Below are 13,408 nucleotides of genomic sequence, written 5' to 3'. Positions count from 1 at the left end.
ATATCAATTAAACCTTCCACTAAACATCGAAACAATTATTCCGGAGAACGATTCCTTGCGATTACTCAGTCAGTTTGTGGAGGAGATGGATCTGACCGATTTATATTCCACTTATAAAAGAATAGTTTGAATTTCATGCGTATACTTACATATTTTTCGTTATCAAACTTCTCTGCTGCCTCAATAGCACAATAATCGCACTAAGCGTTTTCGGCACGCTTTTTGCTTGTCATTATCTGTCCCACTTGTCGCACAAATTTTGAATCTGATTTGTAAATTTAGCTAAATCTTTGTTCGTACCTCCTTCGCTTCGCTTAATAACTGCAAGCAAACGCTGACCTGCTGCAAGTAAATTTTCGTAAACAGAGGATGCCCTTCTTTCCTTTGCTGATTTTTTCTTAATTGGAATAGGCACTCCCTCTTTGATAATTTCACCTGTCAAAAGGTCAAATTCCGTACCACTATAAGGAGCATATGTATTAAAGCCATGTTCTTTATCCAAAAGATTAGCAAAATAATCGCACACATTGTCTTCACCATGAACTACGAAAACTTTTTCAGGCTTAATTTCCATTGCTTCAAGCCATCTTATCAATTCTTTTTGGTCACCATGACCGCTAATTCCTTTAAGGCTTTCAATTCTTGCTTTTACTGCAATTTCTTCACCAAAAAGTTTTACTGAAGTTGCACCTTCAAGAAGATTTCTTCCTAACGTGCCAATTGCCTGATAACCAACGAAAAGAATTGTTGAGTTTTCTTTCCACAGATTGTGTTTCAAATGATGTCTTATTCTACCTGCCTCGCACATACCCGATGCTGATAGAATAACTTTTGGCTTGGTATCCTCATTAATTGCAATGGAATCATTGCTTGTTACAGAAACTTTCAAGCCCTCAAACTGAAGAGGGTTAATTCCATCATTAATCAGTTTCTTCGTTTCCTCATCAAAGCAGTCAACTACATTGTTATTAAAAATATTCGTTGCCTGCACAGCCAACGGGCTATCAACATAAACCTCAAAATCAGGATATTTTTTTATCAAATTTGCTTTTTTTATTATCCTTAAGAAATATAACATTTCCTGAGTTCGTCCAACTGCAAATGACGGAATAACAACATTACCACCTTTTTCAAAAGTTTCCTCTAAAACTTTCGTTAATGTTTTAATGTAGTCTGGTCGCTCTTCATGTAATCTGTCACCGTATGTTGACTCAATCAAAACATAGTCCGCACCTTTTAAAGTTTCAGGATCCTTGATTATAGGCTTGTTAATGTTTCCAATATCGCCGGAGAAAATAATTGTTTTACTTACACCATTCTCCGTAACTTTCATTTCTATACTTGATGAACCTAGTAAATGCCCTGCATCTACAAATTTTATTTGAAATTCATCACATACTTTTACAACCTGATTGTAATCTACAGGTATCATCAGCTCGCAAGCGGCCGCTGCATCTTCCGTATTATAAATAGGAACATACTCCTCACGTCCTGCTCTTTTTGCCTTCCTGTTCTTCCACTGTGCTTCAAACTCCTGAATATGCGCACTGTCTCGCAACATAATGTTGCAAAGTTCACAGGTTGCTTTGGTTGCAAAAATCTGCCCCTTAAAACCTTTCTTAACCATCAATGGAATTAAACCTGAGTGGTCAATGTGAGCATGTGTCAGGAAAATGTAATCAATATCCCCTGCGGGAACCGGCAATTCCTGGTTTACATAAATATCCTTGCCCTGCTCCATACCACAATCTACAACTGCTTTCTTGTCACCTACCTGTAAATAGTGACAACTTCCTGTTACCTCATGATCTGCGCCTAAAAATGTGAGAATCATAAAATCGCCCCCTTTGTAAGTTTATTTTTCGTTAGTTTGTTTTGTCTTATTATAAGACTTTTAATCCGTTCCTGTTATGGATTAATTATAACACTTACAAAGACTTTTATGGAGAGTTTTTTGAGTTTTTCTTTTTTTCAGAAAATAGTTTCAACTATTTTTTGTATATAACATCAGTCCGGCTTCCTTCCGCTCTTCTTGCTTTATAATATGCATATTTTGCAATTTGTTTAAAGGAAATGATTTTTTATAAAATTTCATAATCTGCATAAAAGATGTTGAACTATTATTTTTTTCATTGCATAATAGTATTTCAACACATATAAATATTTTTAGGACTAAGTGGTTAAACAGATTTGTATATTAGTTAGATATTTTAAGACTAAGTGGTTAAACATATTTGTATATTAGATAGGTTTGGGAACTAAATTATTAAATAGACATTTACAAAAAGAAAGAAGGTTTTTATGAACGAAGAGACAATTTCTTTAAAAAATAAATTTTTCGGCGACAAGGCTTTTTACAAAATGATTCTTGCAATTGCCGTTCCAATTATTATTCAAAATTTACTGACAAATCTTGTTAGTATGGCTGATAATATTATGGTTGGGCAGTTGGGTACTGACCAAATGTCCGGAGTTGCCATTATAAATCAGTTATTTTTTGTTTTTAATTTGCTGGTTTTTGGTGGTATGTCAGGTGCCGGTCTTTTTTCCGCACAGTATTTTGGTCAGAAAAACAATGACGGTGTGAGAAATGTTTTTAGAATGAAGATTCTTATTGGCATAACAATTATCATTGCATCTCTTGGGGTTATGCTATTTTTACACGAACCTTTGATTAACATGTTTCTCCACGAAGGTAGCGACTCGGGAAACATTGCTGACACTTTTAATTATGCACGAAGCTACCTATACGTGATGGTTATCGGCATTGCACCTTTTGTAGTTTCTAACTGCTATAGCACCACTTTAAAAGAATCCGGGCAGACTATTGTGCCAATGAAAGCCGGAGTTCTGGCTGTAGTTTTTGATATTGTACTGAATTATATTTTTATTTTTGGGAAATTCGGTGTGCCTGCCATGGGCGTTACCGGTGCAGCTATCGCCACTGTTATTTCACGTTTTATGGAATGTGGCTATTTGGTTGTTTACACCCACACACATGTAAAAGAATATCCTTTTATTAAAAATTGCTACAGAACTTTGAGACTTCCTATGTCACTTGCGAAGAAAATTCTTATTACCGGAACGCCACTTATGCTTAACGAATTTTTGTGGGCTGGCGGACTTACTTTGCAGACACAGGCTTTTTCTACAAGGGGACTTGCTACAATCGGTGGATTAAATATTTGTAATACTTTAGGTAATATTTCAAATTCAATTTTTGTAACACTTGGTACAACCATCGCCATTGTTGTCGGTCAACTGTTGGGTGCTGGCAAACTAAAAGACGCAAAGGTCACAGCCACACGTATGGCAACTTTTTCGTTTTTAATTTCATTAGGCACTGCCGTAATTTTATTTATACTTGGACCGATATTCCCACATTTTTATAATACAACAGGGGAGATTCGCCAACTGGCAACACGTTTCATTTGGGTGGTAGCTCTGGCAACACCTTTTATATCATTCACTAACTCTGAATATTTTATTTTGCGAAGCGGTGGCAAAACTATCATTACATTCCTTTTTGATAGTTGTTTTGTTTGCCTTGTAAATGTGCCGGTTTCAATGTGCCTTGCAAAATTCACCTCCATGAATATTGTAAGCATATTCCTACTTATAAACATGTTGGAAGGCATTAAGTCATTTATTGGTTTCGTAATGGTAAAAAAAGACATTTGGCTGAATACAATTGTGGAGTAGAATATGGTTTGTTTACTTAATATTTCTTATTTATGGAATTAGTAGGATTGAGTTTTTGATGAATCTTGTGTAGTTTGTCTACATTATAACATTTGATTATATGAAGAATAGGATTGAATTGTAATGTCTCACTCAATCCTATTCTTATGTTTAATCTATTTCCTATTGTTTTAATCTAGTTTCTAAGTTTGTGATTTAATCTAATTTTTAAGTTTAATCTATTCCCTATCACAGCAAATATTGGTGATTATATTTTCACGCCTTATGCAAATGTTAATCATTTATCTTTTTTATCTTATACCAAATATTTTTTTACCAGTTCTTCCAAAATTCTTGTATTAAGCGGACTGTCACTTGTTTCAAATGTCATTAGCAAATTATCACCAGGAAATATGTTATTTTTCTGAAATGTTTCGATTTTTCTTAATGCTTTCCTTGAATACTCGCTGTCGTCCATCATTCCGAAATGTTCCAAATAATATTCTTTTCTGGTTCTAATATTCAAGATTTTGAAATCAGGTACTACATATCCATAGCCTTTCAAATATAACGGTTGCTCGTAAACGTATGGTATCCCCTTCATATATAATTTGTCCGCAATTATTTTTTCTGATTTCGAACGAACCGCCTCTCCCTTTTCAGTAAGTATCTCATTATCTTTATCTGTGAATATGTATTTTTCACTTACTTTACTCATATTCTGTTCTTTTAATTTGTTTTGTTCTGCCTGCCACTTTTCTGCGTACATTTCATTCGGCATTGTATATGGTTCAACAAATATTTTCTTTTTATCTGATATCTTGTCGTAAGCTTTTAATGTTTCATCAAATTCATATTTATCCAACATATCTCTAAGACACTTTTTATTTTTCTTAACTATAATTTGAACTTTTTTCTCATATTCTTTTTGAGCAAGTTTTTTAATAATACTACGATTTTTTTTATTTATGTATGTTTCCGTACCATCATCTTTTCGCCAATAATACTGAATTGAATTTTTATTTCTACTTATATTAACGTATCCCTCAGGAAGTCTTTCTAATATTTTTTTATTAGTCTTTTCTATTTCTTCTAACTCTAATTGTTTTTCATATAAGATTTGTTTTAAATTTTCCATGCGCCGTCCTTGTTCATCCGTTATGTTACATCTATTATGTTACATTTATTATATGTTAAGTTGATTTATTTTTCAAGTATTATTATTAATTAGATATGACGATTTTACTGTTTTTAGAAATTTCCACCCCTTCAGCTTGTTATTTTTCCTAGGGGGTGGAAAGCTGGACTTCTTACTCTTTTTCTCTCTTCAGTATTTCCCATTTTTCCACCCTTATGGCTTGTTATTTTTCCTATGGGGTGGAAATCTGGACTCCTTACACTTTTTCACATTACAATCTTTCTATTTTTTCCACCCTTATGGCTTGTTATTTTTTCTAGGGGGTGGAAATCTGGACTCCTCACTCTTTTTCTCTCTTCAGTATTTCCCATTTTTCCACCCCTTCAGCTTGTTATTTTTCCTATGGGGTGGAAATCTGGACTTCTCACTCTTTTTCGCACTACTGTCTTTCTCATTTTTCCACCCCTTCAGCTTGTTATTTTTCCTGGGGGGTGGAAAGCTGGACTCCCTACACTTTTTCACATTACAATCTTTCTCTTTTTTCCACCCTTATAGCTTGTTATTTTTCCTATGGGGTGGAAAGCTGGACTCCTCACTCTTTTTCTCTCTTCAGTATTTCCCATTTTTCCACCCCTTCAGCTTGTTATTTTTCCTAGGGGGTGGAAAGCTGGACTTCTCACTCTTTTTCTCACTACTGTCTTTCTATTTTTTCCACCCTTAAAAATTGTTATGGCATCTTTAGGGTGTATTATCGCCATAATATTAGTTTTGTTTGCATAACAAGTCAAAAAAATAGGGGCAGCTACGCTGCCCCTAGGTAAATCTCCTACAATTCTACCTTTACTTTCTCTAAGTGCCAGATATCTCTTACGTATTCTTCGATTGTTCTATCTGATGTGAACTTGCCTACGTTTGCTACGTTAAGCATTGCTGATTTTGCCCAACCTGCTTCATCTTTGTAAGCTGCTTCAACACGTCTTTGAGCTTCTGCGTAAGACTGGAAGTCCTTTAAGATGAAGTATCTGTCTGCACAACCTGTTTCTTCCTTTGTAAGAAGTGAGTTGTAAATTGGTCTGAATCTTTCAGGATCATCTGGTGAGTAGAATCCGTTAATTAACTGCATAAGAACTTTTCTAATATCCATGTCTGAATTAAAAATCTGCATTGGATCATAGCCACCATTATTTTCGTAACCAATAACTTCGTCTGAAGACATACCAAAGATAAATGCATTTTCCTTGCCAACTTCTTCGACGATTTCAACGTTTGCGCCATCCATTGTTCCAAGTGTTAATGCACCATTTAACATGAACTTCATGTTACCTGTTCCAGAAGCTTCCTTTGAAGCTGTAGAAATCTGTTCTGAAACATCTGCTGCTGCAAAAATGATTTCTGCATTTGAAACTCTGTAGTTTTCAATGAAGACAACCTTAATCTTACCGTTGATTGACTCATCATTGTTGATTACATCTGCAACACTGTTGATTAACTTAATTGTAAGTTTTGCAATCTTGTATCCTGCTGCTGCCTTTGCTCCGAAAATAAATGTTCTTGGAGTAAATTCCATATCAGGATGTTCTTTAACCTGATTGTATAAATACATAACATGTAAAATGTTAAGTAACTGACGTTTGTATTCATGAAGTCTCTTAACCTGAACATCAAAGATTGAACGTGGATCTACATCAACTCCGTTGTGTTCTTTGATATATTTTGCAAGACGAACTTTGTTCTGATACTTAATGTTCATGAACTCAGCCTGAGCCTTCTTATCATCTACGTATACTTCAATGCCTTTGATTTTTGGAAGGTCTGTAATCCAATCATCGCCAACCTTGTTTGTAACCCATTCAGCAAGAAGAGGGTTTCCATGAAGCAAGAATCTTCTTTGTGTAATACCATTTGTTTTGTTATTAAACTTCTGTGGCATCATTTCATAGAAGTCCTTTAATTCCTGCTTTTCAAGAATTTCTGTATGAAGCTTAGCAACACCGTTTACTGAATAGCCGGCACAAATTGCTAAGTTTGCCATCTTAACCTGACCATCATAAATAATTGCCATCTTAGCAATCTTGTCATAGTTACCAGGATATTTTTCTTCAATTTCAAGACAGAATCTTCTGTTGATTTCTTCAACAATCTGATAACATCTTGGAAGTAATCTTGAGAATAATTCAATAGGCCATTTTTCAAGAGCTTCAGCCATAATTGTATGGTTTGTATAAGCTACACACTTTGTAGTAACTTCCCAAGCTTCATCCCATTCTAAATAATAAACATCCATTAAAAGTCTCATTAATTCTGCAACTGTTAATGTTGGATGAGTATCATTCATCTGGAATACTACTTTTTCATGTAACTTCTTAATGTCATCATGCTTCTTTAAATACTTCTTAATTGCTGTCTGAAGTGAAGCTGAAACAAAGAAATACTGCTGTTTTAATCTAAGTTCCTTACCTGCATAATGGTTATCATTTGGATAAAGAACCTCTGTAATTGTCTTAGCAAGGTTTTCCTGTTCAACTGCTGCCATGTATGAACCCTTGTCAAATTCTTCAAGGTTAAAATGAACAATTGGTTCTGCATCCCAAATACGTAATGTATTAACAACATTGTTGCCATATCCTACGATTGGCATATCATAAGGAACAGCCATAACTGCCTGATAACCTTCCTGACCATAATAATCACGTCCGTCTCTGTGATCAATCTTAACAGTACCACCAAATCTAACTTCACAAGCATACTCTTCACGCTTGATTTCTAATGGATTAATATGTCTTAACCAATCTTCAGGAATTTCTTTCTGATATCCATTTTCAATCTTCTGCTGGAACATACCGTATTTGTATCTGATTCCACATCCATATGCAGGGTAATTTAAAGTTGCAAGACTGTCTAAGAAACAAGCTGCAAGACGTCCTAAACCACCGTTACCTAAAGCTGCATCAGGTTCCTGGTCTTCAATTACATTTAAATCAAGTCCAAGTTCCTCAATTGATTCCTTAATTTCATCTCTTGAAGATAAGTTAATAATCATGTTACCTAAAGCTCTTCCCATTAAGAACTCCATTGATAAATAATAAACTGTTCTGCCATCAGCTTCATCATAAGCCTTCTGTGTAGCAATCCACTGGTCAATAACGATATCTTTTACCGCATAAGCAACACATACAAATTTGTGTCTGTCACTTACTTCATCTAAAGTCTTACGGTAAAGCATCTTTGCCTGATCTTTTACACGCTTTTTGAATTCTTCCTTGAATTCTTCTTTTTGTATTCTGTCCATTGTTTTAGTCATAAACCCCTCTCCTATCCTTATTATTTGGTAACATACAATAAAATTCATCTATCTTTTGCAAAATATATGTGCTGCTGTTTTCCCAATATGATTTCGATATCCAAACACCACAATCCTAATTATGATGACTGTTCCATGCTTAGCACTCCTTCGATTTTCCCCAAAGAATCACATATTACAAAGCTTACACTTCACTTATATGCTAATATTAAATGTGTACCAACATATATAACCTATATGCTAATATTAAATGTACACCAACATATAACACAACTTATATCGATAAATTCTATACATATGCTGTTGCGTATATTCGTATAACACGCATAAAGGAACGATTTACACCGTTCCTTTATAAATTTATATTCTGTTCAAATAACTAGCCTACTATGAGTTTTTTTCAACGCTTAATGTAACCTTTTCGCCATTAATGTTCCATTCCTTCTCATACCCTTTTATTGTATCAAATTCGACATTATCTGCCAACACTTCTGACTTAATTTCATCAATATTACGTTCTACAACGTCCTTAACCTTGTCATTATTAGCAACATTTACAACGATTTTGTCCATTACTTCGAATCCAGCTTCTTTTCTCATTGTCTGAATCTTGCTGATTACTTCACGAACAAAACCTTCTTCTAATAATTCATCACTTAAGTTAGTGTCAAGAACTACTGTAACGTCGCCATCTGCTTCAGAAACATAACCTTCAACCTGAGCCATGTCGATAAGTAAATCTTCTTTTTCAAGAACAACTTCATTACCGTCAAAGTCAAATGTAAGAGGTTCGCCGGCATTAATCTTATCCATAGCACTGTTTCCGTCTAGGCTTGCCAATGCTTCCTTAATCTTGCCTAAGAACTTACCATATTTTGGTCCAACAGTTCTAAGCTGTGGCTTAAATGAGTATGATGTGAATGCTCTAACATCATCAGTAAACTCTACTTCTTTTATATTCAATTCTTCTGTAATAATTTCCTGGAAAAATTCAGGTAAATCAAAATCAGCCTTTACAAACATTTTGCCAATTGGCTGTCTGTTCTTGATGTTTGACTTATTTCTACAAGCACGACCAAGAACTACTACCTTAAGAACTCTTTCCATATTTTCTTCTAATTCTTTATCAATCTGAGCTTCATTAACTTCTGGGAAGTCACAAAGGTGAATTGATTCTTTTGCACTTGAATCCACACTTCTAACTAAATTCTGGTAAATGTCTTCAGTCATAAATGGAATCATAGGTGCTGCTGCCTTTGATACTGTAACAAGTGCTGTATAAAGTGTCATATAAGCATTAATCTTATCCTGTGGCATGTCTTTTGCCCAGAATCTTTCTCTTGAACGTCTTACATACCAGTTTGACATTTCATCAACAAATTCATCTAACGCTCTTGCAGCTTCAGGAATTCTGTAGTTTCCAAGGTTGTCATCTACAGCCTTAACCATAGAATTCATCTTTGATAATAACCACTTATCCATTACTGATAATTTATCATAATCAAGTGTGTACTTAGTTGGATCAAACTGATCGATTTCTGCATAAAGTACATAGAACGCATAAGTGTTCCAAAGTGTACCCATGAACTTACGCTGTCCTTCTTCTACTGCCTTGCCATGGAATCTGTTTGGAAGCCATGGAGCTGAGTTAATGTAGAAGTACCATCTGATTGCATCTGCACCGTATTTATCAAGTGCTTCAAATGGATCAACTGCATTACCCTTTGACTTACTCATCTTCTGTCCATTTTCATCCTGAACGTGACCTAAAACGATTACGTTCTTGTATGGAGCCTTGTTAAACAACAATGTTGATTCTGCAAGTAATGTGTAGAACCAGCCACGAGTCTGGTCAACAGCTTCTGAAATAAAGTCTGCAGGGAACTGCTGTTCAAATAAATCTTTATTTTCAAATGGATAATGGTGCTGTGCAAAAGGCATTGCTCCACTATCAAACCAACAGTCAATAACTTCCGGAACCCTCTTCATTGTGCCACCACATTCAGGACATGGCATTGTAATTTCATCAATGTAAGGTCTGTGGAATTCAACAGTCTTAGCTTTTTCGTCACCTGACTTTTCAAAAAGTTCCTGACGACTGCCAATTGACTGCATGCAACCACAATCACACTGCCAAATGTTAAGTGGTGTTCCCCAATAACGGTTACGGCTTACGCCCCAGTCCTGAACATTTTCAATCCAGTTTCCGAAACGTCCCTTACCGATACTTTCAGGAATCCAGTTAATTGTGTTGTTATTTTTAATTAAATCATCCCTAACTGCTGTCATCTTAATAAACCATGATTCACGTGCATAGTAAATAAGTGGTGTATCACATCTCCAGCAATGTGGATAACTATGTTCAAATTTAGGTGCGTCAAATAATAAACCTCTTGCATCTAAATCTTTTAATACTTCAGGATCTGCCTTCTTTACAAATAAGCCGGCAAATGGTGTTTCTTCTGACATTTCACCTTTTTCAGTAACAAGCTGAACAAATGGAAGGTCATAGTTACGTCCAACATTGGCATCGTCCTCACCGAATGCAGGAGCAATATGAACAACACCTGTACCATCTGTAAGAGTTACATAAGTATCACATGTAATGAAGAAACCTTTCTTGTGCTGCTTTTCAGCTTTTTCATGAGCACATTCATATAATGGCTCGTATTCTTTGCCTTCAAGTTCTTTACCTTTGTATGTTTCAAGAATTTCGTATGGTTTAACACCTTCTTCTTCATTTCCAAGGCTACCTAAAACTGTATCTAATAAAGCAACTGCCATGTAATATACATAGCCGTCTGCTGCTTTCACCTTTGCGTAATCTTCATTTGGGTTTACACAAAGAGCAACGTTTGAAGGTAATGTCCAAGGTGTTGTTGTCCATGCTAAAATATATGCATCCTCGTCTTTTGCCTTGAATCTAACGATTGCTGAACGTTCTTTTACATCCTTGTAACCCTGAGCTACTTCCTGTGATGAAAGAGGTGTTCCACAACGTGGGCAATAAGGAACGATTTTGAAGCCTTTGTATAATAAGCCTTTATCCCAAATAGTTTTTAAAGCCCACCATTCTGATTCAATATAGTTGTTATCGTATGTTACATAAGGATTATCCATGTCAGCCCAGAAACCTACAGTACCTGAGAAATCTTCCCACATACCTTTGTATTTCCAAACACTTTCCTTACATTTGTCAATGAAAGGCACAAGACCGTATTCTTCAATCTGGTCTTTTCCATCTAAACCAAGCATCTTTTCTACTTCTAATTCAACAGGAAGTCCATGAGTATCCCAACCTGCTTTTCTTGGAACCATATGGCCCTTCATTGTCTGGTAACGTGGAATCATATCTTTTATAACACGAGTTAAAACGTGTCCAATATGTGGCTTACCGTTGGCTGTTGGAGGTCCATCATAAAATGTATATGTTTCTCCTTCCTTACGACTGTCCATACTTTTCTTAAAAATGTCATTGTCTTTCCAAAACTTTTCTGTCTGCTTTTCTCTCTCAACAAAATTGAGATTAGTTGAAACTTTCTTGTACATTCTGTACTCCTTTCATTTTTATATAGTATTGCTATCTATTTAAGTGTTTAATCATTTGCTCACTACGTATGGGCATGAGCCTTGTCTACTCATAGACCTTTGGTCTATGAGTCGCATACGTAAAAAAGCTTCCGCCCTGTTAAGGACGAAAGCCTGAATTTTCGTTATACCACCTTTAACAGCATACTCGGGAATTCCCTTTATATGTGTTCTCTGTAACGGGAGAAACCGTCAGCGCCTACATTAATATAAACTACAAAAGTCAAAAAACATTTCGGGCTGCAACTCCAGAGTGATTTTCATATATCTGCTACTAATACCCGACTCCCACCAACGTCAAGCTCTCTGAAACGTTCACTGATAAACTACTGTCTCTATCAAAGTCTTTTTTCATTAAATTTTATACATTTGTTATTTTAGTCAATTAATTTAAGAATGTCAACCACTATAGATGCTAATAATTCAAGAAATCTACATAAATATTAATAATTCAAGAGCTCTCTATAAATATTAACAGTTTAAAAAATTAAATTATTGATAATATTTGTTAACAGCATCTATTGCCTTACACATATTAACCTCCTGTTCTAATTTTCCAACGTTCCGTCTGTAACAGTATATGTTGGGCTTGATGGTGTAAACAAGTTATTGTCCCAGCCATACGGAAGTGTTGTGTTTCTAAAATATGGATTGGTTGTAGCAACCTTGCTTAAAATATTTTCAAACAAATATTTATGTCCTGAGTAATTTTGTGCTTTACTGTTGCGGTATAAATAATCTGCTACTTCTGCAACCGACATAACAGCAGTTTTCTTTCCGTAAATGATTGTATTATTTCCTGTGGTGTCTGTTGCTATTATAAATGATCTTACAAAAATGGAATTTGTAATCTGTGGATTAATTCCATTCATTGTTACAACATAATATGTATTTTCTGTATCAGTAGTATCCCAATTATTAATTACTGCCCCATCACTTGCTAGGAAGCCATAAGTAACATTACTACCGGCATACTGTATTTTTCCTTCGTAAGAATACTGTTGTCCTGTAACTACATCTGGATTTAAAATTGTATATGCTGTGTTTAAAGCATCATTTTTTCTATAGCCACTTTGGTTCGGATCCAGGGCATATATTATTCCAAATTGTTTAACAGTATATGTGTTACCATCACTTGCTGTAATAGCGCTTCCTACGTTTAGTCCCTTACAAACAGTTCTAAAAGCAATATTCGAATCAGCCCCATTTGTTTTAATTTGGAAACCTTCAACTGCTGAATTATCTGTAGTTAAAACTGAAACAACTTCTACCGCGTCAGATACTGAACCTTCTGACTCCACACCGTTCAATGTGGATGTAACTTTCACTGTGTAAGTTCCATTTTCTGTATCGTCTGCTAAAAGGCTTATCCCTTGATTCAATGATTTATTGAATGTAGCTGCTGTGGTTTTGCCCACAGCTTCTACATTTTGTTTATTAGTAAATGTTAAGGAGCCTACAACTAAAGTTACAACACACACTGTAGATATAATCTTTTTATATTCTTTTCTCATAACATCTGCCCCTTTCCTAATCCAAATCTATTATCGGAGTGGTTGGTCCACCATCAGGTTGTGAAATATCAGCCACTGTGGTAATGTCACCATCCCAGCCATCCATAATATTTTGATTTATGTCAAAACGTGTAACTTCAATTATAGGTTTTTCATATTTTTTTGTGCGACTCACTTAAATACCCT

The 13,408-nt window shown here is 35.2% G+C and carries 7 protein-coding genes and 1 other annotated feature; of the genes, 1 reads left to right on the top strand and 6 read right to left on the bottom strand.

The features are described 5' to 3' along the window. Positions 1–232 precede the first annotated feature (232 nt). Positions 233–1,834: an MBL fold/beta-CASP domain-containing RNA metallo-hydrolase gene (locus ACQY63_RS11625; RefSeq protein WP_022164726.1), complete on the bottom strand. Its 1,602-nt coding sequence runs from the start codon at positions 1,832–1,834 to the stop codon at positions 233–235. A 467-nt stretch (positions 1,835–2,301) separates the two neighbouring features. Between ACQY63_RS11625 and ACQY63_RS11620 the strand changes: the two genes are divergently transcribed. Beyond that, complete coding sequence (locus tag ACQY63_RS11620) at positions 2,302–3,702, top strand: MATE family efflux transporter (protein ID WP_428245257.1); 1,401 nt, start codon at positions 2,302–2,304, stop codon at positions 3,700–3,702. A gap of 295 nt (positions 3,703–3,997) precedes the next feature. On the opposite strand, the gene ACQY63_RS11615 is transcribed toward ACQY63_RS11620, so the two are convergent. The 5 genes from ACQY63_RS11615 to ACQY63_RS11595 all read right to left on the bottom strand — a co-directional run bounded on the left by ACQY63_RS11615 (position 3,998) and on the right by ACQY63_RS11595 (position 13,397). Further along, entirely contained in the window at positions 3,998–4,819 is an 822-nt protein-coding gene (locus ACQY63_RS11615) for a hypothetical protein (protein WP_022165407.1), read from the bottom strand. 826 nt (positions 4,820–5,645) lie between these two features. Further along, positions 5,646–8,120 (bottom strand): glycogen/starch/alpha-glucan phosphorylase, encoded by a 2,475-nt coding sequence (locus ACQY63_RS11610; protein WP_302690102.1) that lies wholly within the window; start codon positions 8,118–8,120, stop codon positions 5,646–5,648. A gap of 387 nt (positions 8,121–8,507) precedes the next feature. Further along, positions 8,508–11,669, bottom strand: coding sequence for an isoleucine--tRNA ligase (gene ileS / locus ACQY63_RS11605; RefSeq protein ID WP_302690103.1), 3,162 nt, complete (start codon positions 11,667–11,669; stop codon positions 8,508–8,510). Positions 11,670–11,807: 138 nt separating this feature from the next. Next, positions 11,808–12,059, bottom strand: a binding site (T-box leader). Between the two features lie 197 nt (positions 12,060–12,256). Further along, positions 12,257–13,222, bottom strand: coding sequence for a hypothetical protein (locus ACQY63_RS11600; RefSeq protein WP_428245256.1), 966 nt, complete (start codon positions 13,220–13,222; stop codon positions 12,257–12,259). 16 nt (positions 13,223–13,238) lie between these two features. Further along, the gene (locus ACQY63_RS11595) at positions 13,239–13,397 is read right to left on the bottom strand and encodes a hypothetical protein (RefSeq protein WP_022165714.1); all 159 of its coding nucleotides are present in this window, start codon (positions 13,395–13,397) and stop codon (positions 13,239–13,241) included. Positions 13,398–13,408 lie beyond the last annotated feature (11 nt).

The organism is Eubacterium sp. Marseille-QA0814 (assembly GCF_965119675.1).
In the GTDB taxonomy this organism is placed as follows: Bacteria; Bacillota; Clostridia; order Lachnospirales; family Lachnospiraceae; genus Eubacterium_G.
This window is presented reverse-complemented; position numbering and strand designations above follow the sequence as displayed.